This window comes from Streptomyces sp. G7(2002) (assembly GCF_028870195.1).
GTDB classification, from domain to species: Bacteria; Actinomycetota; Actinomycetes; order Streptomycetales; family Streptomycetaceae; genus Streptomyces; species Streptomyces nigrescens.
Genome location: NZ_CP102609.1, coordinates 7,066,691 through 7,093,438, shown reverse-complemented (window position 1 = coordinate 7,093,438; position 26,748 = coordinate 7,066,691). Strand labels below are relative to the sequence as shown.

Below are 26,748 nucleotides of genomic sequence, written 5' to 3'. Positions count from 1 at the left end.
TCCATCTTACGGGGCGTACCGGGCCGCGAGAGCCTCAGTAGACGGGCAGTCGGCGGGGGCCGAGGTCAGTCGTGGCGGGCGGCCGGGCCAGCCGGACGGTGGCGCCCAGGACGGAGAGGCCCTGGGCGGCGACGACGACCGGTTCGAGGTCCACGCCGACGACCTCGGGGTGGTCGTCGACGAGCCGGGAGACGCGCAGCAGCAGCTCCGCCAGGGCGGCGGTGTCCACGGGCTGGGAGCCGCGCCAGCCGAACAGCAGCGGGGCGGCGCGGATCGAGCGGATCTGCTCGGCGACCTCGCGGTCGGTGGCGGGGATGAGGCGGTGGGCGATATCGCCGAGCAGCTGGGAGGGCGCCCCGGCCAGGCCGAAGGAGAGGACGGCGCCGGCGGCGGGGTCGATGGCGGCGCGGACGACGGTGTCCACACCGCGCGGAACCATTGACTGGACGACCGGGCGCAGCTCCTCCGGGGAGCCGAGGTAGTCGGTCAATTCGGCGTAGGTACGGCGGAGTTCGGCCTCGCCGGCGATGTCCAGGCGTACGCCGCCGAGGTCGGGGCGGTGGCGCAGATGGGGTGCGGTGGTCTTGAGGGCCACCGGGTAGCCGAGGCGGGCGGCGGCGCGGACGGCGGTGTCCGGGTCGGGGGCCGGGAGGACGGGGAGCGTGTGGATGCCGTAACGGGCGAGCAGGGCCTCGGCGTCCTGGGGCGGCACCGGGACGGAGCGGCTGGTGGGGACGTCAGGGCCGAGCCGGTCCAGGAGGCGCTCGATGTCGGCGCCGGCCGCGGCCTCCTGGATGTCGTCGTACTCCGGCACCCGGCCCGGGTCGGCGGCCTCCCGGCGCCAGGCGGCGTAGCGGACGGCCTCGGCGAGCGAGCGGACGGCGCGCTCGGCGGCGGGGTAGGCGGGGATCCGGAGGGGCTCACGGCGGGGCCGGCGCGGGATGCCGGCCTCGGCGTCGCGCGCCGGGGTCGCCTGGCGTGCGGCGAGGGTGGGCGGCGGTCCGGTGGGGGCAGGGGGGCGTGGGAAGTGGGACGGGGCGGGCGGGATCGGCGGGGGCGGCGGGGCCGGGGCCGGGGCCGGGTTGATGGTGCGGGCCGCCGGCTCGGGGCGGGCCGCCTGGTCGCGCGCGGGAGCTGAGGACTCGGCCGCCGGTGCCGGTGCCGGTGCCGCGAGCGTCTGCGCCAGGTCGTCCATCGCGAGGTGGACGACCGTGACCGGCTTCTCCGGGTGGGCGGCCGCCGCGGTGCGCAGGGCGTCGGCGAGCGCGGCGCCCTCACTGCCGCCCGGGGAGACGGCGGCCCCCTCCCCCACCCAGGGGATGGCCGTGACGACCACGGCGTCGCAGCCGTCGGCGGACAGCGCCTCGGCGAGCGCTGCCCGGAAGTCGTCCGGTGTCGCGGCGGAGGCCAGCACACGGGGGCGCTGCGGGCGCAGCCCCTCGGTCAGGCAGGCGTCGTACGCCAGCAGCGCCAGCGACTCGGAGTTGCCGAGGATGGCGATCCGCGGGCCGGCCGGCAACGGCTGGGAGGCCAGCAGCAGCCCGGCGTCGATCAGCTCGGTGACCGTGTCCACCCGGATCACTCCGGCCTGGCGCATCAGGGCGGCGACGGTGCTGTCGGGGACCCGGACGGTGGGCACGGCATGGCCGGGCGGAGCGGTGCCGTTGTGCCGGGCGCCCTTGGCGACCACCACCGGTTTGACGGCGGCGGTGCGGCGGGCGAGCCGGGCGAACTTGCGGGGGTTGCCGATGGACTCCAGATAGAGGATCACGACATCGGTGTCCGGGTCCTCGTACCAGTACTGGAGCAGGTCGTTGCCGGAGACATCGGCGCGGTTGCCGGCCGAGACGAAGGCGGAGATACCGGCGATCCCGCCGTCACCGGGGCCGCGCGCATGCAGTCCGCTGAGCAGGGCGATGCCGATGGCGCCGGACTGGGTGAACAGGCCGATGTGGCCGGCGCCGGGCATCTGCGGGGCGAGGGAGGCGTTCAGCCGGACGTCGGGGGCGGTGTTGATCAGGCCGAAGGCGTTGGGCCCGATCAGCCGCATGCCGTACGAGCGGGCCTGGCGGAGCAGGGCGCGCTGCCGCTCCCTGCCGTCCGGGCCCGCCTCGGCGTAGCCGGAGGACAGGACCAGCACGCCCTGGACGCCGTGTTCGCCGCAGTCGCGGATCACGTCGGGGACGCTGTCCGCGGGGACGGCGATGACGGCGAGGTCGACCGGGTCGGTGATCTCCCGCAGGGTGCGGACGGCCGGTACGTCTTCGGGGTCCAGCCGCTGCAGGTCCTCGGGGAAGGCGTGGTTGACGGCGTGCACCCGGCCGGTGAAGCCGGAGTCCAGGAGGCTGCGCAGGGCGGTACGGCCGACGCCGCCGGGGGTCCGGCCGGTGCCGATGACGGCGACCGAGCCCGGCGCGAGCAGCCGCTGTACGGAGCGGGCCTCGGCGCGCTGCTCACGGCCGCGCATCACGGCCATGGACTGCTCGGTCGGCTCCAGATCGAATTCGAGGCGGACCACGCCGTCCTCGAAGGTCCGCTTGTGGGTGTAGCCGGCGTCCGTGAACACCTTGATCATCTTGGAGTTCGCGGGGAGCACCTCGGCGGCGAACCGGCGGATGCCGCGTTCGCGGGCGACGGCCGCGATGTGCTCCAGGAGGGCGGAGGCGACTCCGCGGCCCTGATGGGCGTCCTGGACGAGGAAGGCGACCTCCGCCTGGTCGTCCTCGGGGTTCTTTGCGGGCAGCCCCTGCTCGTTGATCCGGTCGTAGCGGACGGTGCCGATGAACTCGCCGCCGATCGTGGCGGCGAGCCCGACCCGGTCGACATAGTCGTGGTGGGTGAAACGGTGCACATCGCGGTCGGACAGACGCGGGTAGGGCGCGAAGAAGCGGTAGTACTTCGACTCGTCCGAAACCTGCTCGTAGAAGGAGACCAGCCGCTCGGCGTCATCGGTGGTGATGGGGCGGATCCGCGCCGTGCCGCCGTCACGCAGCACCACGTCGGCTTCCCAGTGGGTCGGGTACGCGTGCTCCGGCGGCGTCTGCATGCGGACAGCGTACGACCGGCCACCGACAACCGGCCCGGCGCGCGTACGCTCGGGGTGCGGGGCAGGCCGGTGCGCCGTAGGGCGTACGGCCTGCCGGGCCTTCCCCGGGCCCCACAGCCGTAAAGGCCAGGACGAAGGGCTGGCGGACCACACACCGCAGCGTGAGAGACTGGTCTAGACAACTGTCACGACTTTGAAGGGCAACACCATGGCAGAGCGCCGCGTCAATGTCGGTTGGGCCGAGGGCCTGCACGCCCGCCCCGCGTCGATCTTCGTCCGTGCGGCCACCGCCTCCGGCGTCCCGATGACGATCGCCAAGGCTGATGGCAACCCCGTCAACGCGGCCTCCATGCTCGCGGTCCTCGGCCTGGGCGCCCAGGGCGGCGAGGAGATCGTGCTGGCCTCCGACGCCGAGGGCGCCGAGGCGGCGCTCGACCGTCTGGCCAAGCTCGTCGCCGAGGGTCTCGAGGAACTGCCCGAGACCGTCTGAGTCCGCCAGGACTTCTGCCGTCTGCGGCGGCCCCGCCGTGGTGACCGGATCGGTTGCCGCGGCGGGGCCGTTTTGCTGGGCCGGCATGCGGGACTCCGGCGGGGGTGACGGTCCGCCGTGCCCGGTGGGTTTGCGCGGCGATGCCGCATGCGCCGCTGTGCATTCCGCGGGACAGGGCGCGGAATTGCGGGGTGGCCGCCGACCAGGAGCCGTCATGAAAAGCGCACGCCATTAAGCGAACGCGGTGCGATAAATATAGGCACGGCAAATGCAGGCTCGGACCGAATAAAGCATCGCTCTGCTGAAGCACCGCTCTGCACGGCCGCAGCAAATTTCGCGCTTCTTTGTATACGGGGCGATTGTTAAGGGCGGACGCGTGCCGTGTTGACGGGCGGTTTCGGATCCCTCACCTCGGCCTTGGCGGGGAGCCGCAGCCGGTAGACCGGAAGTGAGCGCTCGACATGAGCCGCCATCAGGGCGCGCGCCCGTTCGGCGTCCCCCCGGGCCACCGCGTCCAGCACGGCGCCGTGTTCGTCCCAGGACTCGCCCGCCCGGGGCGGCAGTTCCACCGCGTACATCCACTCGATCTTGCGCCGCAGCTGGGTCAGCAGCGCCGTCAGGCTGGGACTGCCGGCCGCCTGGGCCAGCGTTTCGTGGAACCAGCCGTCCAGTTGGCGCAGATCCGCGGGGTTGCCGTGCCGGGCCCGCTCGCGGCCGAGCCGTACCAGGCCGCGGAGCACCTTCAGGTGGGCCGGGCTGCGGCGGGCGGCCGCGCGGGCGGCGCCCAGCGGCTCCAACAGGGCGCGGACGTCGAGGAGATCGGCGGCCTCCTGCTCGGTGGGCTCGGCGACGCAGGCGCCCGCGTGGTGGCGGGTGGTGACGAAGCCCTCGGACTGCAAGGTGCGCAGTGCTTCGCGGACCGGCACTCTGGAGACGCCGTAACGGGCCGCCAGGATCTCCTCGATCAGCCGGCTCCCCGGCGCCAGCGCACCGGAGACAATGTCGTCGCGAATCGCCGTGCACACCGCATGCGCGGAAATATGGCCTCGCATCTTCCGTGCCTCCGCCGTAATCCCCTGGAAACGCCGCCGGTCGGCGACTTTTCCGTGACTCTATTCGACCGGCACGGCTTTTCCGATGGCCTCGGGATATTCATGGATATTTTTTGGCCGGAAGTCGCGCGCCGCAGGCGTATCCGGTGCGTACCCACCGCAATCCGGATACGCCGGAGCCCCGGCCGTGGGACCGGGGCTCCGGAAGGACGATCGGCGTAGGGCGCACGCCCCCGTACGGGCGGCGCCGACGAGGCCGGGAATCAGACGTTGACGCCGTGCCCGCGCAGGTACGCGACGGGGTCGATGTCCGAGCCGTAGTCGGCGCCGGTGCGGGCCTCGAAGTGCAGGTGCGGGCCGGTGACGTTGCCGGTGGCGCCGGAGAGGCCGATCTGCTGGCCCGGGGTGACCTGCTGGCCGACCGAGACACCGAGCGACGACAGGTGGCCGTACTGGGTGTACGTGCCGTCGTTCATCTTGATCACGATGTTGTTGCCGTACGAGCCGCCCCAGCCGGCCTCGACGACGGTGCCCGAGCCGACGGCGTGGACGCTGGTGCCGGAGGCGGCGTGGAAGTCGATGCCGGTGTGGCTGCCGGAGGACCACAGGCCACTGGAGGCCTTGTAGGCGGTGGAGACGTAGGAGTCGCCAATGGGGGCGACGAAGGCGTTGAGGCGCTTGCGCTCCGCGTCGCGGGCGGCGCGCACCTTGGCCTCATGGGCGGCCTTTGCCTTCTTCTTCGCCGCCTCGGCACGCCGCTTGGCCTCATCGGCCTGCTTCTTGGCGACGGCCTCGGCCTTCGCCCGCGCCGCGGCGGCCTCGGCGTCGGCCTGCTGCGCGTCGGCCTGGGCCTCGACACGGTTGGCGAGCTCGTCGCCCAGCACGACGGCCTGCTGCAGTCCGGTGTCGTGGAGGCGCGCCTCGTCCGTCGCGGCCAGCGCCGGCGAGGCCACGGAGGCGACCACACCGCCGGCCGCGAGGGTGGCTATGCCGGCGACGTTGCGGGTCGTCCGAACGGGACGGCTCGCGCGACGGTGCTTCCCGGTGGCACGGATGAACGCCATGTGCTGGCTTGTCCTTTCCCTCCTTCTCGCCTACCGGGTTAGCTGACGGGTTCGGAGCAGGAAGGTCTCCTACGGACTCCTCGGAGAGGAGTCCGATTCACCCCAAGGGACGTGTGGGTCCCCGGCTCCCCTGGCTCGCGCCGTACGGGGACTCGGCGATGGCTGTCCGGTGCCACTGTTGTGGCGGACTTGTGACGAACAGCCGGACCGACGCTAAACGGGGCAACTTTCAATCGGCAAACAGAACCGCTTTTTTGTGCGGGATGCCACAAGAACCGGGGCACCAGCCGCAATAAACCGGACATACGGCGGCTCCCGTGGCTGAGAAGCACCACGGGAGCCGCACGGTCTGCATATGACCTTCCGTCACACGGGGGCTAGCCGCTGACGACGGTCACCTCACCGATGCCCAGCGCCTTGACCGGCTCGGCGATCTGCGCCGCATCGCCCACCAGGACCGTCACCAGCCGGTCCACGGGGAAGGCGTTGACCGCCGCCGCGGTGGCCTCGACCGTGCCGGTCTCCGCAAGGCGGGCGTACAACTGCGCCTGGAAGTCGTCCGGGAGCTGCTGCTCCACCTGGTCGGCGAGGGTGCCCGCGACGGCCGCCGCGGTCTCGTACTTCAGCGGCGCGACCCCGACGAGGTTCTGCACGGCGACATCCCGCTCCTCGTCCGTCAGCCCCTCTGCCGCGAGGGTGCGCAGCACCTTCCACAGGTCCTCGAGCGCCGGAACGGTGGAGCCGGTGTCCACCGAGCCGCTGATGGCGAGCAGCGCGGCGCCCGTGGATCCCTCGGGGGAGGTGGGGGCGGTGGAGCGGAGCACCTGGCCGAAGGCGCGCACCCCGTAGGTGTAGCCCTTCTCCTCCCGCAGCACGCGGTCCAGACGGGAGGTGAGGGTGCCGCCCAGGCAATAGGCGCCGAGGACCTGCGCGGGCCACACCCGGTCGTGCCGGTCGGCACCGATACGGCCGATGAGCAGCTGCGTCTGGACGGCGCCGGGGCGGTCCACGATCACCACCCGGCCGGTGTCGTCGGCGACGATCGGCGAGGCCTTCAGCGGCTCGGCCGTGGAGCCGCTCCAGGCGCCGAGAGTGTCGGCGAGCGCCGCGCCGAGGTCGACGCCGGTGAAGTCACCGACGATGACGGCGGTGGCCGTGGCGGGCCGTACATGGGCGTCGTAGAAGGCGCGGACGGCCGCGGCGTCAATGCGGGCGACGGTCTCCTCGGTGCCCTGCCGGGGCCGCGACATACGGGCGGTGGCCGGGAACAGCTCCTTGGACAGTGCCATCGCGGCGCGACGTGCCGGGTTGGCGAGCTCGTGCGGAATCTCGTCGAGGCGGTTGCGTACCAGCCGCTCGACCTCGCTCTCCGGGAAGGCGGGCGCCCGCAGCGCGTCGGCGAGCAGGCCGAGCGCACGGGTCAGCCGGGACGCCGGCACCTCCAGGGAGACCCGTACGCCGGGGTGGTCGGCGTGCGCGTCCAGGGTGGCGCCGCAGCGCTCCAGCTCGGCGGCGAACTCCTCCGCGTCATGCGTGTCGGTGCCCTCGGACAGCGCACGCGCCATGATCGTGGCGACACCGTCCAGGCCCTCGGGTTCGGCGTCCAGCGGCGCGACGAGGTTGATCTCGACGGCGACGACCTGCTGGCCGGGGCGGTGGCTGGTCAGGAGGGTGAGCCCGTTGGGCAGTTGGCTGCGCTCGGGGGCCGGGAAGGCCCACGGCTTGGGCGCGCCCCCCTGGGGCTGCGGGTGGAAGTCCATGGGGCTCACGGGGGAATCGGCGTGGGTGGTGGCGTCGCTCACTGGTCCGCCTCCCCTTCCTCGGTGTCGGCGTCGGACGGCTCGGTGGGCTCGTAGACGAGCGCCGCGCGGTTGTCGGGGCGCAGCCGGGCCTTGGCGACCGCCTGCACCTCCTCGGGGGTGATGTCCAGGACGCGCTGTACGGCGGACAGTGCGAGCTGCGGGTCGCCGAACAGGACGGCGAAGCGGCACAGTTCGTCGGCGCGGCCGCTGACCGTGGCCAGCCGGTCCAGCCATTCGCGCTCCAGCTGGGCCTGCGCCCGCTCCATCTCCTCCGGGGTCGGACCCTCGGCGGCGAAGCGGGCCAGCTCCTCGTCGACCGCGCGCTCGATGTCGGGAACCTCGACCCCGCCGGACGTCTTCACGTCCAGCCAGCCCAGCGAGGGGGCACCGGCCAGCCGCAGCAGGCCGAAGCCGGCGGCGACGGCGCTGCGGTCGCGGCGCACCAGCCGGTTGTACAGGCGGGAGGACTCGCCGCCGCCCAGGACGGTCAGCGCGAGGTCGGCGGCGTCCGCCTCACGGGTGCCGTCGTGCGGCAGGCGGTAGGCCGCCATGAGGGCGCGGGAGGGCACGTCCTCCTCAACGACCTCGCGCAGCTCGCCGCCGATGACGTCGGGCAGGGTGCCGTCCCGGGGCGGCTGCTTGCCGTCGTGCGAGGGGATCGAACCGAAGTACTTCTCGATCCAGGCCAGCGTCCGCTCGGGGTCGATGTCGCCGACGACCGACAGGACGGCGTTGTTGGGCGCGTAGTACGTACGGAAGAACGCCCGCGCGTCCTCCAGGGAGGCCGCGTCCAGGTCGGCCATCGACCCGATGGGCGTGTGGTGGTACGGGTGGCCCTCGGGGTACGCCATGGCCGTCAGCTTCTCGAAGGCCGTGCCGTAGGGGACGTTGTCGTAGCGCTGGCGGCGCTCGTTCTTGACGACGTCGCGCTGGTTCTCCAGGGACTCGTCGTCCAGCGCGGTCAGCAGCGAGCCCATCCGGTCCGCCTCCAGCCAGAGCGCGAGCTCCAGCTCATGGGCGGGCATGGTCTCGAAGTAGTTGGTGCGCTCGAAGCTCGTGGTGCCGTTGAGCGAACCGCCGGCGCCCTGCACCAGCTCGAAGTGGCCGTTGCCCTTCACCTGCGCGGAACCCTGGAACATCAGATGCTCGAAGAGGTGAGCCAGGCCTGTACGGCCCTTGACCTCGTGGCGGGAGCCGACGTCGTACCACAGGCAGACCGCTGCAACCGGGGTCAGGTGGTCTTCGGAGAGCACCACGCGCAGGCCATTGGCCAGCCGGTGCTCGGTCGCTGTCAGGCCGCCGGAGCCGGCTTGTTCTGTGGCCGTGTGACCCATGGGCATGTACGTCCCTTCGATCCGCTTGCGAGGAAGTTCTGTCACTGTATGCAAGCGCGTCGGCATCTGGCGAAGTTCCCGTCCGACCGGCCCCGAACGTGCCCCGCGCTCGGCCCGGTGGGAGCTGAAGGGGGAGTCGCGGTCGGCGTTGTCAGTGGGGCGGTCCACAATGGTCCGCGTCAGACTCAGACATACTCGCGGGTTGATCCCCCAGCTGGTTGACCCGCCTGGTTGACCCGACGCTTTCCCGACATCGGCAGTAGACGCAGCAGAAGGAGCCGCAGCCGCGATGGCCCGCCGCAGCACGAAGACCCCGCCGCCGGACGACTTCGAGGAGAGGATCCTCGACATCGACGTCGTCGACGAGATGCAGGGTTCCTTCCTTGAGTACGCGTATTCGGTCATCTACTCGCGCGCCCTGCCGGACGCCCGCGACGGTCTCAAGCCCGTACACCGCCGCATTTTGTACCAGATGAACGAAATGGGGCTGCGCCCCGACCGCGGGTACGTCAAGTGCGCCCGCGTCGTCGGCGAGGTGATGGGTAAGCTCCATCCGCACGGCGACGCATCGATCTACGACGCGCTGGTGCGCATGGCACAGCCGTTCTCCATGCGGCTGCCCCTGGTGGACGGCCACGGCAACTTCGGTTCCCTGGGCAATGACGACCCGCCCGCCGCGATGCGGTACACCGAGTGCCGGATGGCGTCCGCCACGTCCCTGATGACGGAGTCCATCGACGAGGACACCGTCGACTTCTCGCCGAACTACGACGGCCAGGAGCAGGAACCGGCAGCCCTCCCCGCCGCGTATCCGAACCTCCTCGTCAACGGCGCCTCCGGCATCGCCGTCGGTATGGCGACGAACATGCCGCCGCACAACCTGGGCGAGGTCATCGCCGCGGCCCGCCATCTGATCAAGCACCCCAACGCCGATCTCGACACGCTGATGCGCTTCGTGCCGGGTCCCGATCTGCCGACGGGCGGCCGGATCGTGGGCCTCGGCGGCGTACGGGACGCGTACGAGAAGGGCCGTGGCACGTTCAAGATCCGTGCGACGGTCACGGTGGAGAACGTCAGCGCCCGCCGTAAGGGCCTGGTCGTCACCGAACTCCCCTTCACGGTCGGCCCCGAGAAGGTCATCTCCAAGATCAAGGACCTGGTCGGCTCGAAGAAGCTCCAGGGCATCGCGGACGTCAAGGACCTCACCGACCGCGAGCACGGACTGCGGCTGGTGATCGAGGTCAAGAACGGCTTCAACCCCGAGGCCGTATTGGAGCAGCTCTACAAGCTCACGCCGATGGAGGAGTCCTTCGGCATCAACAACGTCGCGCTGGTGGACGGCCAGCCGCTGACGCTGGGCCTCAAGGAACTGCTGGAGGTCTATGTCGACCACCGCTTCAACGTGGTGCGCCGGCGCAGCGAGTTCCGACGGACCAAGCGGCGCGACCGTCTGCACCTGGTCGAGGGCCTGCTGACGGCCCTGCTGGACATCGACGAGGTCATCCGCCTCATCCGCTCCAGCGAGAACAGCGCGCAGGCCAAGGAGCGGCTGATCGAGCACTTCTCGCTGAGCGACATCCAGACGCAGTACATCCTCGACACCCCGCTGCGCCGGCTGACCAAGTTCGACCGTATCGAGCTGGAGTCGGAGCGTGACCGGCTGCAGGACGAGATCGAGAAGCTGACGCGGATCCTGGAGTCGGACACCGAGCTGCGCAAGCTGGTCTCCGGCGAGCTGGCCGCGGTCGCGAAGACGTACGGCACGGACCGGCGGACGGTCCTGCTGGAGTCGGCGGGCACCTCGGTCGGCGCGGTGCCGCTGGAGGTCTCCGACGACCCGTGCCGGGTGCTGCTGTCCTCGACGGGCCTGCTGGCGCGTACGGTCACCGGGGATGTGCCCTTCGACGCCGATGCCAAGCGCGTCAAGCACGATGTGATCGTCTCGGCGGTGCCGGCGACCACCCGTGGCGAGGTGGGAGCGGTGACGTCCCTTGGACGGCTGCTGCGGATCTCGGTGATCGATCTGCCCCAGCTCCCGGAGACCGCGGCGGCGCCCAACCTCTCCGGTGGCGCACAGCTCTCCGAGTTCCTCACCCTGGAGGACGGCGAGGAGCTGATCTGCCTGACCACGCTGGACGAGTCCTCGCCGGGTCTGGCGCTCGGCACGGAACAGGGCGTCGTCAAGCGGGTGGTGCCCGACTACCCCTCCAACAAGGAGGAGTTGGAGGTCATCACCCTCAAGGACGGCGACCGCATCGTGGGCGCGGTCGAGCTGCGCACCGGTGAGGAGGACCTGGTCTTCATCACCAACGAGGCGCAGCTGCTGCGCTATCCGGCGTCGCAGGTGCGGCCGCAGGGCCGGCCCGCGGGCGGTATGACGGGCGTCAAGCTGGGCGAGGGCGCGAAGGTGATTTCGTTCGCCGCGGTGGATCCGGCCGCCGACGCCATGGTGTTCACGGTCGCCGGCTCGCACGGCACCCTGGACGACTCGGTGGCGACGGCCAAGCTCACCCCGTTCGACCAGTATCCGCGCAAGGGCCGGGCGACCGGCGGTGTGCGCTGCCAGCGGTTCCTGAAGGGCGAGGACTGTCTGACCCAGGCGTGGGCCGGACCGGCTCCGGTACGGGCCGCGGATGCCAAGGGCAGTCCGGTCGAGCTCCCGGAGGTGGACCCGCGCCGGGACGGCTCGGGAGTGCCGCTGATGAAGCCGGTGACGGCGCTGGCGGGGCCGGTGTAGCCAGCAGCCGCGGTGGCAGAGGTGGTCGACGCCGTCGGTCCGGTGAACAGCCGGCCCGGCGGCGTCACTCGTCTTCCGCCTGCTCGCGTGCTGCCACGTACCGCAGTACGCCCCACATGCTGTTCGGATCGGCCTCCGACGGCGCGCTCTGCCGGCAGCTCTCCAGCTCCTTGCGCAGGGCCGGGGCGTCGATGCCACTGCCGATCATGACGAGCTGGGTGCACCGCTCCTCGCCCTTCGGCCACGGCGCGGGGTAGAAGCGCAGGAAGTCACCGACGGCGTGCACCGTGAACTTCTGGCGGTTCTCCGGTACGTCGAAGTGGACGAAGCCCTTGATGCGGTAGAGACCGGCCGGGCGGCTGTCGAGGAAGTCCATGAGACGGCGCGGGTGCATCGGCTCGGCGGAGGTGAACTCCACGCTCTCGTAGGCGGCGTGGAGGTGGCCTGCGTGGTGGGTATGGCCGGGGTGGCCGCAATCGCCGGAGTGGCCGCAGCAGTCGTCGGCGTTATGAACATCACGGACGTCGTGGGCGTCGTGGGCGGCCGCCCCGTTTGCCGCGGCCTCACGCAGCAGGTCCTCGAAGGACAGCTGGCGGACGGCCGCGTCGTGGTCCTCGCCCGGTCCGCGGTCGAAGAACAGCTCGGGATCGACCCGCCCGTATGCGGTGCAGATCACCGGGCGGCCGGGAGCGAGGCCGGCGAGCGTGTCCATGAGTGACTGCCGCGCCGCGTCGCCGATGCGATCGGCCTTGTTGAGCACCACGATGTCGGCGATGCCCACATGCCGGTCCAGTTCGGGATGCCGGGCCCGGGTGTCGTCGAACTCCGCGGCGTCGACGACCTCGATCAGCCCGCCGTAGACGATCCGGTCGTTGTCGCTGGCGAGGATCATCCGGATGAGTTCCTGGGGCTCGGCCAGCCCACTGGCCTCGATGACGATCACGTCGATACGGGCGGAGGGGCGGGCCAGCCGCTCCAGGTAGGTGTCCAGCTCGCTGGTGTCGACCGCGCAGCACAGACAGCCGTTACCGAGCGAGACCATCGAGTCGACCTGCCCGGCGACGGTCATGGCGTCGATCTCGATGCTGCCGAAGTCATTGACGATCGCGCCGATACGGGTGCCGTCGCCATTGCCGAGCAGATGGTTGAGGAGGGTGGTCTTGCCCGACCCGAGGAAGCCCGCGAGCACGACGACCGGGATCTGTTGCGTGGCCAAGGGGAGCGCCTCCATGGTGCGGGTGGCGGGCCGCGCGGACCGGCGGCGGACGAGCTGTCGATCGTAACGGACCGCCGGCGACGCGGGCCCGGCCCGGCTAAAGGGGCGCGACGACGGGCAGCGGCTGCGGCGGCGGAGGTCCGACATACCGCGCCGCAGGACGGATGATCTTCGAATCCTCGGCCTGCTCCAGGATGTTGGCGCTCCAGCCGACCACCCGGGCCGCGCAGAAGGTGGGCGTGAACATCTCACGCGGCAGTCCGCACAGCTCCATGACGACACCCGCGTAGAGCTCCACATTGATGTGCAGCTCACGGCCGGGCTTGAGCTCGGCCAGCAGCTCTTCGACCCTCGCCTCCACTTGGACGGCGAATTCCACCAGCGGTCCACCGAAGCGCTCGGCAATACCTCGCAGCATCCGGGAACGCGGGTCCTCGGTGCGGTAGACGGAATGCCCGAACCCCATGATCCGGTCACCGCGCCGTACGCGGTCGCGGATCCAGGAGTCGATGCGGTCAGGGGTGCCGATGGCGTCGAGCATGTCCAGTGCCCGGCTGGGCGCACCGCCGTGCAACGGCCCGGACAGCGCGCCGACGGCGCCTACGAGGCAGGCCGCGAGGTCGGCGCCGGTGGAGGTGATGACGCGCGCGGTGAAGGTCGAGGCGTTGAAACCGTGGTCGATGGTGGAGATCAGATACGCCTCGATGGCGCGGACCTGTTCCGGCTCCGGCTCGTCACCGGTGAGCATGTACAGGTAGTTGGCCGCGTGACCGAGGTCGGCGCGCGGCTCGACGGGTTGCAGGCCCTGGCCGAGCCGGTGCAACGCGGTGATCAGGGTCGGCACGGCGGCGCAGGCGGCGAGCGCGTCGGCACGGCGGCGGCCGGCGTCGATGTCGTACAGCGGCCGGAAGCCCGCCGTTGCACCGAGCAGCGACAGCGCGGTGCGCAGCCCGGCGAGCGGACCGGAAAGTGCACCGGCTCGGGCGAGGGCGGGCAGCGCGTCACGTACGGCCGCGGGCAGTGTGCGCAGGGCCGAGGTCTCGGCCCTGAACGCCGCCAGCTGCGCGGCGTCGGACAGCTCCCCGTGGAACATCAGGTACCAGACGTCCTCGAAGGTGCGGGCCGTGGCCAGCTCGACGGCGGAGTACTGGCGGTAGTGGTAGAAGCCCTCGGTGCCCCGGACGTCGCCCAGTTGAGTCTCGGTGACGATGACGCCCGCAAGCCCCCTGGGAGCGTCGATCGGTGCCTTCACCTCGGCGGTCGGCATGGCTGATCTCCTTGCTCTTCCTCACCCGAACATTGATCCGACTGTCTATGCTTGACTCAATAGTTGTCAATGTTGATTGAATCAATATGGACGGGTCTGGATACGGTGGCCTCATGGCGGATCGAGAAACGGCGCAAGGTACGGGCGGGCAGCGGCTGAGTACCCGGGAAGCAGCCGACCGGCTCGGCGTGAAGCCGGAGACGGTGTATGCCTACGTCAGCCGCGGCCAGCTCACCAGCCGCCGCGAGCCCGGCGGCCGCGGCAGCACCTTCGACGCAAAGGAGGTCGACGCACTCGCCCGCCGTGCCGGACGCCGCGAACCTTCCACCTCCGGTGGCGAGTTGGCGGTCCGTACGGGCATCACACTGATCGACCGCGACCACTGCTACTTCCGCGGCGTCGACACATCGGAACTCGCCGCCCACTACAGCTACGAGGAAGTCGCCGAGTGGCTGTGGACCGGTGACATGCGGCCCGGCATCCACTTCACGGCGCCGCAGGACGCACTGTCCGCCGCCCGCCGAGCCGTGCAAGCACTGCCGGCCCACAGCGGACCGATGGACCGGCTACGGGTAGCCGCGATCGCCGCCGCGGCAGCCGACCCCCTGCGCTTCGACCTGTCCGAGGACACCGTCGTCGACACCGCACGCAGCCTCATCCCGACCCTCGTCGACGCCTTGCCGTCCCACGCCCCGCAGCAAGGAGCTGCCGACTCACTCGCACCACGCCTCTGGTCACGGCTGACCGCCGAACAGGCCGACGCCGCGGTGCTCCGCGTCCTGGACGCCGCTCTGGTCCTGCTCATCGACCACGACCTCGCCGCCTCGACATTCGCGGTCCGGGTCGCCGCCTCCGCACGCGCCCATCCGTACGCGATCGTCTCGGCCGGCTTCGGGGCACTGGACGGCGTGCTGCACGGCGCAGCAAGCGGGCTCGCCCACCGGATGCTGTTGGAGGTGCTGGACCGGGGCAGCGCGGCCGCCGTGGTCGCCGACCACCTGCGGGCCGGTCGCCAGGTACCGGGCCTCGGCCACCGCCTCTATCCGGGCGAGGACCCACGAGCCCGCACCCTCTTCCAGCTCCTGGAGGACGTACCGCGGGCCCGCCCCGCCCTGGAAGCAGCCCGTCAAGTGATCACCACCACGGCCCGCCATACAGAGCTGCATGCCAACGTCGACCTGGCCTTGGCCGTTCTGACCGTCTCGACGGGCATGCCGACCGAGGCGGGCGAGACCATCTTCGCCATCTCCCGCACGGCAGGCTGGATCGCACACGCCCTGGAGGAATACGCCGAACACCCTCTCCGCATGCGCCCCAGCGGCCAGTACCACGGCCCCCGCCCGCCACAACCGTTGCCGTGACAGGCGGCCTGCGAGCACAGGGATGGGAAACGGAGCCAGCCTTGACATCGCCGGCACCGGCTCGGTCGGCATCGACATCGCCGAACCTCACACGGAGCGGCGCCCATTACGCCTCGGGGCGCTCCGCTCGTCATCGTCCCTGGACGCACACCCAAAATCCGGCGCCGAGCGGATGAGGTTAGGCTCACCTATGTGAGTACTTGCGCCACCGCTTCCCGTGAATCGGCCGAATCTCTCGCCGGCACCGCGGCACCTGCCCGGACCTGGCTGCTCATCGAGCAGACAGGGCCCTGGGGAGCCCACGCGCTGACAGACAGCCACCTCGATCCTGACGTCGGCCGGGCCCTTGAGGCCGCGGCAGAGGGGACGGGCGTACGCGTCGCCCTGATCCGGCGGCCGGGACGCCACGCCGACTGCCACGGCACCTCCAGGCGACGCCTTTTCCTCGCGCACACCGCCCCGGGCCGCTCCTGGATCCGCACGACCACCGTCACCGACCCCCGGGCCGCCCTCAGCCTGGACTTCGCGGCCCTGGGTGCGGGAGAGCATGACGGCCTCTGGGAGACGTACATCGGTGAACCGCTGGTCCTCGTGTGCACCAACGGCAAGCGGGACCGCTGCTGCGCCCTGCTCGGCCGCCCGCTCGCAGCCGAGCTCGCCGCCTGCGGAACCGAGACCTGGGAGGTCACCCACATCGGGGGCCACCGCTTCTCCCCCACGCTTTTCGTCCTCCCCTACGGCTACGCCTACGGACGGGCGTCGGCCCCCTTGGTCAAGGAGGCCGTGGAGGCGGCGCGCGACGGACGGATCACGGGCGACCACTGCCGTGGGCGCTCGGCCTGGGACCGGCCGGGCCAGGCCGCTGACCTTGCCGTCCGCAGGCTGATCGGGGAGGATCGGGCGGACGCACTCGACGTCATACGGACCGACACGGTGTGGCTCGAACCCAAGCCTGCCGACAGCCGGACGCCTGGCAGCTCGGCGGTCGCGGAAGCCTCCCCTGCCTGGGCCGTTACCGTCGCGCACTCCGATGGGCGCACCTGGCTGGTCACCGTCGAACAGCGGGCCGATGGTGCTGCGGCGCCCGCTAGCTGTGGTGCGCCGCTCGGTCCACCGGCGCGCATGGCGGTTGTCTCTGTCACCGCTGCGAACGTCATGCTTCACGGGACGCCCCTGGCCTCCATTAGGTGATCTCGCGAGCCTTCTCCGACCGTCGCCGAGTCCTTCCGCAGCCTTCGCGTGCACCACACGCGGCCGGTGCGGGACCGCGCGCCCGCCGGACCGATAGCCGTCTGGGAGCCGATGGCCGTCCCGGCCCCCTGACGCATGGCCCGATCCGACGCGGCTATCCGGAAGGGCGGGGCCATCCCAGGACCAGGTGAGGCGGCAGAGGAAACGCACTGACCAACTGCGCCGAGCCTCCACAGCCCCGCCTCGGCGGCCGAACGCCACGCTGCCCGCCCTCTTCCACCTCTCACGCCACGCCCCGCAGCCATCCCCCGTCGACCCCATGCCCGCTCCCTTCTGCGCACCCGTCGCGCGACTCACCCTCGCCCTGGCAGCCCCCTGACCGCCCCGCGCAGGGCCTTTCGGTTTCACCATGCGAGGCTAAGCGTGCACACTCCGCAGCCAAAAGGCCTGTGGATAACTCCCATCACCTCTCCCCCGACGCACTGATGAGCGCCTGACCTGCGCCTTCGCTGCGATGTACGGCCTCCGGGCCAATCAGCAGGCCGACGACGACTCCGGCGCATCAGTAACCTCCTATTCGGGGGATCGCATGGACGAACCGGAGATCAACAGCCCCGAGCAGGACGAGCCGACCATGGCGGCTGTGAGTCGCGCCATCATCCTCGTGGTGGCTGCTGGCGTCGTGACATGGGCGATTGTGATGGCGTGGGGGATCTTGGTGTTCGCCTTGGGCTAAGACGCCAGCAACAGGCGGGGCATGCACTCGACCCCAGGTTCCCAACTCCGGGCTGGACGGAGTCACATCCGAGTCGCCGCCCGGACACCCTCCGAATTCCCCCTGTCTGGGATTCCCGCCCGACCGCCGCCACGCTTACTGTTCGTTCGTATGGGCGAAAAGGAAGAGTCGGTTCCACGCCCGAGCGGCGCAGAGCCCTCGGGTTCCGCGCCGTTTCCCGCCGATACTCCGGTCTCCGACGCCGCCGGCAAGCCGGGCAGCGCCTCGCGCACGGCCGACAGCCGACCGGCCGTCGAGGCCACGGCCCGGGCCAACCACGGGTCGGCCGCCCCAAAGCTGCCGCGCCGTACCCGGCCACGCCTGGGCTGGCCGCGGCGGGTGTTCTCCCAGGTGCTGATGGTGCAGCTGGCCATCGCCACCGGTGTCACAGCGCTGGCGACCGGCCTGTTCCTCGCCCCACTCAGTACGCAGCTCGACGACCAGGCGATGCGCCGCGCTCTCGCCATCGCACAGACCACCGCGGCCGGGTCTCGCCTCGACGATGCCCTGGAGGCCTCCCGTCCGACCCGTCATGGTCCCGTGCAGAACGAGGCGGAGCGGATTCGCGCCGCCACCGGTGCCGAGTACGTGGTGATCATGGACAAGCGGGGTGTGCGCTGGTCGCACACCGACCCTGATGAGATCGGGCGCCACGTTTCGACCGACCCGAGCGCCGCACTTTCCGGTCAGGAGGTCATGCAGATCGACGAGGGCACACTCGGCCGGTCCGCGCGCGGCAAGGTCCCGCTCCGTGACGAGGACGGCACGGTCGTGGGCGCCGTCTCCGTCGGCATCGCGTACGAGAGCGTGCAGGAACGGCTGCTCTCCACCGTCCCCCAGTTGCTCGCTTACGCGGGCGGCGCGCTCGCCGTGGGCGCGCTCGCCGCATATCTCGTTTCCCGCCGCCTCCAGCGCCGCACCCACGATCTGGCCTTCTCCGACATCTCGGCGCTGCTCGCCGAGCGGGAGGCCATGTTGCACGGCATCCGCGAGGGGTTCCTCGCGCTCGACAAACACGGCCGCATCCGTCTCATGAACGACGAGGCGCAGCGCCTCCTGGACCTCCGCACCGAGGACACCGGGCACCGCTTGGAAGCAGCCATGCCACCGGGCCGCACCACCGATGTGCTGGTTGGTCGTGTCTCGGGGCCGGACCTACTGGCCGTCAGCGGACAGCGGGTCCTGGTAGCAAACCGTATGCCGACCGATGACGGCGGTGCCGTGGTCACCCTGCGCGACCGCACCGAACTGGAGCGGCTGGGCCGCGAACTGGACGGCACCCGTGGCCTCATCGACGCCCTCCGCGCCCAGGACCACGAGCACGCCAACCGGCTGCACACCCTGCTCGGACTGCTCGAACTCGGGTTGCACGAGGAAGCCGTGGAGTTTGTGACCCAGGCGGTGGGCGTGCATCGCGCGACCGCCGAGCAGGTCACCGAGCGCATCCACGATCCGCTGATCGCCGCCCTCCTGGTGGGCAAGGCCACCGTCGCCACCGAGCGGGGCGTCTCCTTGAGCATCTCCCCCGAGACGCACCTGCCCGACCGCCTCGTCGACCCGCCCAGCCTGGTCACCATTCTCGGGAACCTCGTCGACAACGCCCTGGATGCCACATCGGGCAAGCGCGACGCCCAATTGGAGGCGGAGATCCGCGCTTACGGCCGAACCGCCATCGTGCGCGTCAGCGACAACGGGCCGGGCGTGCCCGAGGAACGGCGCGAGGAAATCTTCACCGAAGGATGGACGACCAAGGAGCCGCCTGCCCACGGACAGCGCGGCATCGGCCTGGCACTCGTATGCCGACTGGCCGAGCGCTACGGAGGTAACGCCGAGGTCGCCGAGCGCCCCGGTGGCGGTGCGGTATTCACCGTGACGGTCCCCGACGCACTCTCCGATGACCTTCCCGAGCCCCGTGCGGTAGCCCCGCAGGAAGCAGTCACCGGCATTCACACCACCAGTCGGGCCACAGCGGGCACTCACCGCCCCCAAGGCGCCACGGAGGCCGGCCGATGATCGATGTACTGGTCGTGGACGACGATGTGCACGTCGCGAAAATCAATGCGGCATACGTCGCCAAAATCGAGGGATTCCGCGTCAGTTGCCTCGCGCACACCGCCGCAGAGGCCCTTACCGCCCTCAAGACCCACCCCGTCGACCTGATCCTCCTGGACCACTACCTCCCCGACAGAACAGGGCTCCAACTGGTCAGCGAGCTGCGGCGCCGTGGGCTGCTCACCGACGTGATCATGGTGACTGCGGCTCGCGATATCGCCACCGTGCAGGCGGCGATGCGCCACGGTGCGCTGCAGTACCTGGTCAAGCCGTTCACCTTCGCGGGCCTGCGCTCCAAGCTGGAGGGTTACGCGGCGCTGCACCGCACATTTGCGGGCGGCGGGCAGGCGGAGCAGTCCGAAGTGGACCGGATCTTCGGGGCGTTGGGGGCTGCCAACGCCGGATCGGCCGAGTTGCCGAAGGGGCACTCCACCGCAACCGCCGACCGTGTGCGCTCAGTGCTGCGCTCCGCGGAGGCCCCGCTGTCCGCACAGGACGTTGCCCTGCAGGCGGGACTGAGCCGGCAGACCGCCCAGCGCTACCTCAAACTCTTGGAACGCGCCGGACGGGTGCGCCTCACGCTCAGGTACGGCGAGACCGGCCGCCCCGAGCACCGCTACGAGTGGGTCTAGAGGCTCTCCGACGGATCCCGTGAATCCCTTATCGGGCCGCTCCTTTGTCCTACCCCGCGAGTGGACCACCCGCCGATCATCGGAGATCACCGAGGGCGCAAAATGCCCTATGTGCCGATAACCAACATCCCGAAGATGGCAACGCTCGACGACGCTCAACTGGTCAGCCGCACGTTGGCATGCGCCTTCGACGATGACCCCATGATGCGCTGGTTCTTCCCCGACGATTCCTCTCGCGAGGCAGGGCTGGGCCGTTACTTCACCACACTCTTCACCCGGCAGTACGTCCACCACGGCGTGTGCGAGCGCACCGACGCAGGGGCCGCCTTATGGGTGCCGCCAGAGGGCCAGGCAAAGGCCGTTCCTGACGCGGAGACCGTCCAGGAGCTCCAGGACATCCTCGGTGACCGGGCTCTGCTGTTCCGCGATGCCGTCGAGTCAGCGGCCAAGCACACGCCGAAAGAACCTCACTGGTACCTGGCGGTGATCGGCGCAGACCCGGCCGCCCAGGGCCAGGGACACGGAGCAGCCCTGCTGCGCTCGGGGCTGGCCAAGGCCGACGCAGCGGGCCTGCCCACCTATCTGGAGTCCTCCAAACCGTCCAACCTCCCCATCTACGAGCACTTCGGCTTCACCGTGCGCGAGGAGGTGCGACTGCCGGGAGGCGGGCCGGTGCTGTGGGCCATGCGGCGCGAGCCCTGCCCCCCGCCTGGCGTCTAAGAACCGTCCAGGAGGAGCAGACGGGGCCGGCCCCGTCTGCTCCTTCGGTCTCAGAGCATGTCCGCCACTGCCCCATTGGGTACGCCCTAAGCCGCCCCCGCCCCCGTGAGCGCCCGTACCTCCGTTTCCGCGTGCCGTGCCTTGTCGGCGGCCTCCGGGGAGAGCACCGTTCCCAGCCAGCCCATCAGGAAGCCCAGCGGGATCGATACGACGCCGGGGTTGTCGAGCGGGAAGACGGCGAAATCCAGTCCGGGGAAGAGCGACTCCGGACTCCCGGAGACCACCGGTGACAGGACGACCAGGGTGATCGCAGGAATCAGACCTCCGTATACGGACCACACCGCGCCGCGGGTCGTGAAGCGTCGCCAAAAGAGGGTGTACAGCAGGACCGGCAGATTGGCCGACGCAGCGACGGCGAACGCCAGCCCTACCAAGAAGGCCACGTTCAAGTCCTGGGCAAGCAGGGCGAGACCGATGGCGACCGCGCCGACGGCCACCGCTGCGATACGCGCCACGGCCACCTCGGCGCGCTGGGCGTCCTGTGCTGTGCCACGTGGGCGCCGTAGGGAGGCATACAGGTCGTGTGCCACAGAGGCCGACGACGCGAGCGTGATGCCTGCGACCACGGCCAGGATGGTGGCGAACGCGACTGCGGCCACCACGGCGAAGAGCACAGTCCCTCCGGTCGAACCGGCGCCGCCTCCCAGATCGAGAGCCAGCAGCGGAACGGCGGTGTTGCCGGCTGTATTGGACGCCCGGACAGCGTCGCTGCCGAGTACTGCAGCGGCACCGAACCCGAGCACGATGGTCATCAAGTAGAACCCACCGATCAGACCGATGGACCAGACGACGGAGCGACGGGCGGCGCGCGCCGTGGGGACGGTGTAGAAGCGGGAGAGGATGTGCGGCAGTCCGGCAGTGCCCAGGACGAGCGCGATGCCGAGGCTGATGAAGTCGAGGCGCGAGGTCCAGTCGCCGCCGTATTTGAGGCCGGGCGCGAGGAAGTCGCGGCCGTGGCCGCTGCGTTCGGCGGCGGTGTTCAGCAGCTCGTTGATGTCGCCGTGGAAGCGGGCCAGTACCAGGACGGTCAGCGCGACGGCGCCGCCCATGAGGAGTACGGCTTTGACGACCTGGATCCAGGTCGTGGCCCGCATGCCGCCGAAGGCGACGTAGACCACCATCAGGGCGCCGACCCCGATCACCATCCAGGTACGGGCCTGCTGGCCCGCGCTCCCCACGAGCAGGGCGACCAGACTGCCGGCACCGACCATTTGCGCCACCAGGTAGAGCACGGACACGGTGACGGAGGCTGCGCCGGCGGCGATACGGACGGGGCGTTCCCGCATCCGGGCGGCGACGACATCGGCGAGGGTGAACCTGCCGCAGTTGCGGACCAGTTCGGCGACAAGGAACAAGACGATGAGCCAGGCAACGAGGAAGCCGACCGAGTACAGCAGGCCGTCGTATCCGAAGAGGGCGATCAGTCCGGAGATGCCGAGGAAGGAAGCGGCAGACATGTAGTCCCCCGCGATGGCGAATCCGTTCTCCATGGGCGAGAACAGTCTTCCGCCCGCGTAGAACTCCTCGGTGGAACCGCGCCTGCGGCGGCTCACCCAGGTGGTGATCGCCAGGGTGACGACGATGAACACGCTGAACAGGAGCAGCGCGAGGGTCTGGTGGTCACCGGTCACCGGATGTTCCCTCCGGTCAGTTCCTGGGTTTCCCAGCGGATGTCGAGCGCCGCACTGTCCCTGCGCAGCCGGGCATGGCGCGCGTACGCCCAGGTGAGCAGGAAGGTGGTGGCGAACTGGCCGAGTCCGGCGAGCATCGCGATGTTCAGGGCACCGGCGACGCGGTGGGCCATGAGGTCCGGCGCGGCGGTCGCCGCGATCACATAGGCGAGGTACCAGCCCAGAAAGACCACCGTGCCGGGCAGGACGAACCGCCGGTAGCGGCGGCGCACCTCCTGGAAGGCCGCGCTTCGCTGCACCGCCAGATAGACCTCGTCGTGCGGCGCAGACTGCGGTTCCGGTACCGGCGGCGGTGGCTGCGTGCCACCCCACACGTCCGTTGTCTCCGCCGCGTCGTCCCGTTCGCCCCACCCGGAGGCGAGAGCGTCGTACCAGGGGTCTTCGAGCCGTAGGGCCCCTGGCTCACCGACCGAGCGGCCGTCCTGCTTGTCCACCGAACTCTCCTTGATGCACAGGTCTGTTGTCCGTGCGGCCCAAGGGTGGACAGAAAGGAAGATCCTGGACTCTTCATTGCGAATCCTTCACCCCATCAGGTGATGGGCTGCCCGGGCGGCTGTGCGAGGCCGTGGCGGCACACGTAGTGGATGGCCTGGGCCCGGCCCCGTAACCCCGCTTTGCTGGATCCTGGGCGCAGACCGGCCTCGCCCGAGAGCACATCGTCGATGGCACGGACGAGCTCGTCGCCGTCGGCGTCCTTAGTCAGGTAACCGCGTGCGCCGGCCTGGAGAGCGGGAAGACATGCGGGCACCCGCAACCTCGCTACGAAACCGCTCGATCGGAGCCGGACTCCAGCGTTCCGCTGAGGAGTTCCGCGCGCCCCCGCATCCCGAGCAGAACACACCCGGAGCCGCTCTTGGCGAGTTCACCAGGCGTGCCACGGCCACCGAAGTCGCGCGCCTCGAGCCCCACGTCGTCCGTCCCGTACTCCAGCCGCACGCTCACCCGGTCGCCCGGAGTGTGCTTGCGCACGTTCGTCAGCGCCTCCTGGGCGACCCTGCGGACGCGAGGCCCGCTTCGCCCGGCACGGCGCGGACCTCGCCCGTCACATGCCGCTGAGCGCCTCAGCGGCGGCCAGACGGCGCGGAAAGCCCTCGACCGGGATCATCTCCCCGCGCAGCGCAGAAAGCGCCTCACGGGTACCTTCTAGCCCTTCACGGGCCATCCCCGGCACGCCGCCACCGCTCCAGGAGCTGGTCGCGGTCAGCCTCGAGGTCGGTGTTGCGCTGAATCAGCAGCCGCGCCGCCTCCAGGTGCACCAGTTGGGCGCTGAGGCTGTGGGCGAGCACGTCGCGGTCTCCCGTGCGATCCGCCCGCGCTCGACGAGCGCCACCGATTCGGCCTCAGTCTTCCTCGCCACCCGTTCCTGAGCCAGAAGCCGCTGGGTGCTGCTACCGCGCGCCTCGGCGTCCAGCCGTACGACGTAGCCCGCCAGCGCCAGGCCCCAAGCCGGTGAAGGCCGACCCCGCCAGGGCGGTCCACACGAGCGCCGCGACCATCAGGAGACGCACTGCCCGGCGGATCCACATCCGGGCGCTGCTGATGTCTTCACGGGACAGCGACTCGTGCAGCGGTCAGCTCGTCCAGGCGTTCAGCGGCACGTACGGTCCTTCCGCGGCGTGTTCACGGCCTCAAGCCGGGAGCAGGACACCGCGCGTGTGCTGCACCGCCCGGCCCCGCCAGGTGGTGGCCCCCGCGCAGGTCAGCAGCATTGCGGCCACGGAGAGCATGGTGGCCGCGCTGCCCCGATGGATGCCCATGGCCGCTGCGATGCCCATGAGACCGATGCGCAGCACCGGACCACAGAGCCACACGCCGACCGCCGCCCAGCCGCCCGTGGTCCACACCGTGCCACCCTCGTCCGCCCAGATGCACAATCCTCCAGGCCCAGCCGGCGCCGCAGACCAGCCGATCAGGAACTCCAGGCCGAGCAGCGCTGCCGTCCAGATCAGAGCCATGGTGGGCCCGGGTGGAAACGGCGACGGGCGCCCCTCCGCCCCTGGGTGGACAGGCGCCCGTCGGGAGCTGCAAGCCCCCTTAGGTATCGATACGCGAACGGTCCAGAGTGGACGCGGAGTTGGTGATGAACTCCTTACGGGGGGCGACTTCGTTGCCCATCAGGAGGTCGAAGGCCTTCTCCGCCGCTTCGAGATCGCTGATGTTGATACGACGCAGGGTGCGGTGGCGCGGGTCCATGGTCGTCTCAGCGAGCTGGTCGGCGTCCATCTCACCCAGGCCCTTGTAGCGCTGGATGCTGTCCTTGTAGCGGACCTTCTTGCGCTGGAGTTCGAGCAGGGTCTGGCGCAGTTCGTTGTCCGAGTACGTGTAGATGTACTTTTCCTGGCCCTTTTTGGGATTGATCAGTTCGACGCGGTGCAGGGGTGGGACGGCGGAGAACACTCGGCCCTGTTCGACCATCGGGCGCATGTAGCGCTGGAAGAGGGTCAGCAGCAGGCAGCGGATATGGGCACCGTCGACGTCCGCGTCGGCCAGGAAGATGACCTTGCCGTAGCGGGCGGTGTCGATGTCGAAGGTACGGCCGGATCCGGCCCCTATGACCTGGATGATGGCGCCGCACTCGGCGTTCTTGAGCATGTCCGAAACCGATGACTTCTGGACATTCAGAATCTTGCCGCGGATCGGCAGCAAGGCCTGGAACTCCGAATTCCGTGCCAGCTTGGCGGTACCCAGCGCCGAGTCTCCCTCGACGATGAACAGCTCGCTGCGGTCGACATCGTCGCTGCGGCAGTCCGCGAGCTTGGCCGGCAGCGAGGAGGACTCCAGCGCCGTCTTCCGCCGCTGGGCCTCCTTGTGCTGACGGGCGGCGATGCGGGTACGGGCCGCGGCGACGATCTTCTCCATGACGGAGCGCGCCTGCTGCTTGTCGTCCCGCTTGGTGGAGGTCAGGAACGCCTTGAGTTCCTTGCTCACCACCTGGGCGACGATCCGCGAGGCGGCGGAGGTGCCGAGCACCTCCTTGGTCTGGCCCTCGAACTGGGGCTCCGCGAGTCGTACGGTCACGACGGCGGTGAGCCCCTCCATGGCGTCGTCCTTGACGACGTCGTCCTCGGCGACGCGCAGCAGCTTGCTCGACCGCAGCACCTCGTTGACCGTCTTGGCGACCGATCGCTCGAAGCCGGAGACGTGGGTGCCGCCCTTGGGCGTCGCAATGATGTTGACGAACGACTTCACCGTCGCGTCGTAGCCGGTGCCCCAGCGCAGCGCGACATCGACGCCCAGTTCCCGGGTGACCTCGGTCGGTGTCATGTGACCGCGATCGTCGAGGACCGGCACGGTCTCCTTGAAGGTGCCCTGGCCGCTCAGCCGGAGCACATCGCAGACGGCCTTGTCCTGCGCGAGGTACTCGCAGAATTCGCTGATGCCGCCGTCGTAGCGGAACGTCTCTTCAGTCTTTCCGGCACCGTCGATGCCGCGCTCGTCACGGACCACGAGGGTCAGGCCCGGCACGAGGAAGGCCGTCTGGCGGGCGCGGGCGTGCAGCGTCTCCAGGGAGAGCTTGGCGTCCTTGAGGAAGATCTGCCGGTCGGCCCAGTAGCGCACCCGGGTGCCGGTCTTCGTCTTGGCGATCCGCTTGCCCTTGAGCAGGCCGTTGCCCGGGTCGAACGGGGCGTCGGGGCCCGATTCGGTGAAGATGCCGGGGACGCCGCGGCGGAAGCTGATCGAATGCGTCTTGCTGCTGCGGTCCACCTCGACGTCCAGCCGGGCGGACAGGGCGTTGACGACCGAGGCGCCGACACCGTGCAGACCGCCGGAGGCCGCGTACGAGCCGCCGCCGAACTTTCCGCCGGCGTGCAGCTTGGTCATCACGACCTCGACGCCGCTGAGACCTGTCTTGGGCTCGACATCCACTGGGATGCCGCGGCCGTTGTCCCTGACCTCCACCGACCCGTCGTCGTGGAGGATCACCTCGATGTGGTCGCAGTAGCCGCCCAGTGCCTCATCGACGGAGTTGTCGATGATCTCCCAGAGGCAGTGCATCAGTCCCCGGCTGTCCGTCGAGCCGATATACATGCCGGGGCGCTTGCGGACGGCTTCGAGCCCCTCGAGGACGAGCAGATGCCGCGCGGTGTAGTTGGAACCGTCCCGGTCTGCCCCGGTCAGCACTGCGGTGGACGGCACGGACATCTCGGCGGTCACGCGGTTCGCTCCTCGCTGAATTTCTGGCAGTCCGCATTCCGCGGACTCGGTTGTGGCGGTGTCGCCGGTCAGAGGGTACCGAGGCCTGGTAGAGCCGATGTGA

Annotated in this window: 20 protein-coding genes, 1 pseudogene and 1 riboswitch; of the genes and pseudogenes, 8 read left to right on the top strand and 13 right to left on the bottom strand. The window is 70.3% G+C overall.

Features of this window, described 5'->3' with window-relative positions; all coding sequences use genetic code 11:
* Positions 1–34: 34 nt before the first annotated feature.
* Positions 35–3,046, bottom strand: coding sequence for a bifunctional acetate--CoA ligase family protein/GNAT family N-acetyltransferase (locus NUT86_RS30240; protein ID WP_274738458.1), 3,012 nt, complete (start codon positions 3,044–3,046; stop codon positions 35–37).
* A 208-nt stretch (positions 3,047–3,254) separates the two neighbouring features.
* Here NUT86_RS30240 and NUT86_RS30235 point away from each other — a divergent pair, with 208 nt between their 5' ends.
* Positions 3,255–3,536 carry an HPr family phosphocarrier protein gene (locus NUT86_RS30235; RefSeq protein ID WP_026170334.1) on the top strand — a complete coding sequence of 94 codons (282 nt, stop codon included), beginning with the start codon at positions 3,255–3,257 and terminating at the stop codon, positions 3,534–3,536.
* Positions 3,537–3,898: 362 nt separating this feature from the next.
* Here the strand turns inward: NUT86_RS30235 and NUT86_RS30230 are convergent, their stop codons facing one another.
* The 4 genes from NUT86_RS30230 to NUT86_RS30215 all read right to left on the bottom strand — a co-directional run bounded on the left by NUT86_RS30230 (position 3,899) and on the right by NUT86_RS30215 (position 8,788).
* A complete protein-coding gene (locus tag NUT86_RS30230; RefSeq protein ID WP_026170333.1) occupies positions 3,899–4,588 on the bottom strand; it encodes a GntR family transcriptional regulator in 690 nt (229 codons plus the stop codon).
* A gap of 263 nt (positions 4,589–4,851) precedes the next feature.
* Complete coding sequence (locus tag NUT86_RS30225) at positions 4,852–5,652, bottom strand: M23 family metallopeptidase (protein WP_018093437.1); 801 nt, start codon at positions 5,650–5,652, stop codon at positions 4,852–4,854.
* Between the two features lie 12 nt (positions 5,653–5,664).
* Positions 5,665–5,820: riboswitch (cyclic di-AMP (ydaO/yuaA leader) on the bottom strand.
* 209 nt (positions 5,821–6,029) lie between these two features.
* A complete protein-coding gene (locus NUT86_RS30220) occupies positions 6,030–7,412 on the bottom strand; it encodes a M16 family metallopeptidase (RefSeq protein WP_051104293.1) in 1,383 nt (460 codons plus the stop codon).
* A gap of 38 nt (positions 7,413–7,450) precedes the next feature.
* On the bottom strand, positions 7,451–8,788 hold the full coding sequence (locus NUT86_RS30215; protein WP_018093435.1) for a M16 family metallopeptidase: 1,338 nt from the start codon (positions 8,786–8,788) through the stop codon (positions 7,451–7,453).
* Positions 8,789–9,077: 289 nt separating this feature from the next.
* Here NUT86_RS30215 and NUT86_RS30210 point away from each other — a divergent pair, with 289 nt between their 5' ends.
* Complete coding sequence (locus tag NUT86_RS30210) at positions 9,078–11,525, top strand: DNA gyrase/topoisomerase IV subunit A (RefSeq protein ID WP_274738457.1); 2,448 nt, start codon at positions 9,078–9,080, stop codon at positions 11,523–11,525.
* Positions 11,526–11,589: 64 nt separating this feature from the next.
* Here NUT86_RS30210 and NUT86_RS30205 read toward each other — a convergent pair whose 3' ends face one another.
* Both NUT86_RS30205 and NUT86_RS30200 read right to left on the bottom strand, forming a co-directional pair.
* Entirely contained in the window at positions 11,590–12,741 is a 1,152-nt protein-coding gene (locus NUT86_RS30205) for a CobW family GTP-binding protein (RefSeq protein ID WP_274738456.1), read from the bottom strand.
* A gap of 97 nt (positions 12,742–12,838) precedes the next feature.
* The gene (locus tag NUT86_RS30200; protein WP_274738455.1) at positions 12,839–14,008 is read right to left on the bottom strand and encodes a citrate synthase/methylcitrate synthase; all 1,170 of its coding nucleotides are present in this window, start codon (positions 14,006–14,008) and stop codon (positions 12,839–12,841) included.
* Positions 14,009–14,121: 113 nt separating this feature from the next.
* On the opposite strand from NUT86_RS30200, the gene NUT86_RS30195 reads away from it, so the two are divergent.
* From NUT86_RS30195 to NUT86_RS30170, 6 genes are all read left to right on the top strand, one after another.
* On the top strand, positions 14,122–15,369 hold the full coding sequence (locus NUT86_RS30195; RefSeq protein WP_266445983.1) for a citrate/2-methylcitrate synthase: 1,248 nt from the start codon (positions 14,122–14,124) through the stop codon (positions 15,367–15,369).
* Positions 15,370–15,561: 192 nt separating this feature from the next.
* Positions 15,562–16,560, top strand: coding sequence for a sucrase ferredoxin (locus tag NUT86_RS30190; RefSeq protein WP_159485793.1), 999 nt, complete (start codon positions 15,562–15,564; stop codon positions 16,558–16,560).
* A gap of 589 nt (positions 16,561–17,149) precedes the next feature.
* Entirely contained in the window at positions 17,150–17,296 is a 147-nt protein-coding gene (locus NUT86_RS30185; RefSeq protein ID WP_159485795.1) for a hypothetical protein, read from the top strand.
* A gap of 396 nt (positions 17,297–17,692) precedes the next feature.
* A complete protein-coding gene (locus tag NUT86_RS30180) occupies positions 17,693–19,348 on the top strand; it encodes an ATP-binding protein (protein ID WP_274740669.1) in 1,656 nt (551 codons plus the stop codon).
* Positions 19,345–20,019, top strand: a complete 675-nt coding sequence (locus NUT86_RS30175; protein WP_018093427.1) for a DUF7342 family protein — start codon at positions 19,345–19,347, stop codon at positions 20,017–20,019. Before NUT86_RS30180 ends, NUT86_RS30175 begins: the two co-directional genes overlap by 4 nt.
* 102 nt (positions 20,020–20,121) lie before the next feature.
* Positions 20,122–20,739, top strand: a complete 618-nt coding sequence (locus NUT86_RS30170) for a GNAT family N-acetyltransferase (protein WP_159485799.1) — start codon at positions 20,122–20,124, stop codon at positions 20,737–20,739.
* Positions 20,740–20,825: 86 nt separating this feature from the next.
* Here the strand turns inward: NUT86_RS30170 and NUT86_RS30165 are convergent, their stop codons facing one another.
* The 6 genes and pseudogenes from NUT86_RS30165 to NUT86_RS30140 form a co-directional block, all read right to left on the bottom strand.
* Entirely contained in the window at positions 20,826–22,430 is a 1,605-nt protein-coding gene (locus NUT86_RS30165) for a solute symporter family protein (protein ID WP_018093426.1), read from the bottom strand.
* Complete coding sequence (locus NUT86_RS30160) at positions 22,427–22,924, bottom strand: DUF485 domain-containing protein (RefSeq protein ID WP_148588733.1); 498 nt, start codon at positions 22,922–22,924, stop codon at positions 22,427–22,429. The genes NUT86_RS30165 and NUT86_RS30160 overlap by 4 nt, the downstream gene beginning before the upstream one ends.
* A 95-nt stretch (positions 22,925–23,019) precedes the next feature.
* Entirely contained in the window at positions 23,020–23,238 is a 219-nt protein-coding gene (locus NUT86_RS30155) for a hypothetical protein (RefSeq protein ID WP_342456290.1), read from the bottom strand.
* A pseudogene (locus NUT86_RS30150) lies at positions 23,233–23,937 on the bottom strand (sensor histidine kinase); the annotation flags it as partial. The pseudogene NUT86_RS30150 and the gene NUT86_RS30155, both read right to left, overlap by 6 nt.
* Before the next feature lie 181 nt (positions 23,938–24,118).
* Positions 24,119–24,445, bottom strand: coding sequence for a hypothetical protein (locus tag NUT86_RS30145; RefSeq protein WP_159485801.1), 327 nt, complete (start codon positions 24,443–24,445; stop codon positions 24,119–24,121).
* A gap of 79 nt (positions 24,446–24,524) precedes the next feature.
* Positions 24,525–26,645 (bottom strand): DNA gyrase/topoisomerase IV subunit B, encoded by a 2,121-nt coding sequence (locus NUT86_RS30140; protein WP_093641331.1) that lies wholly within the window; start codon positions 26,643–26,645, stop codon positions 24,525–24,527.
* Between the last annotated feature and the right edge of the window lie 103 nt (positions 26,646–26,748).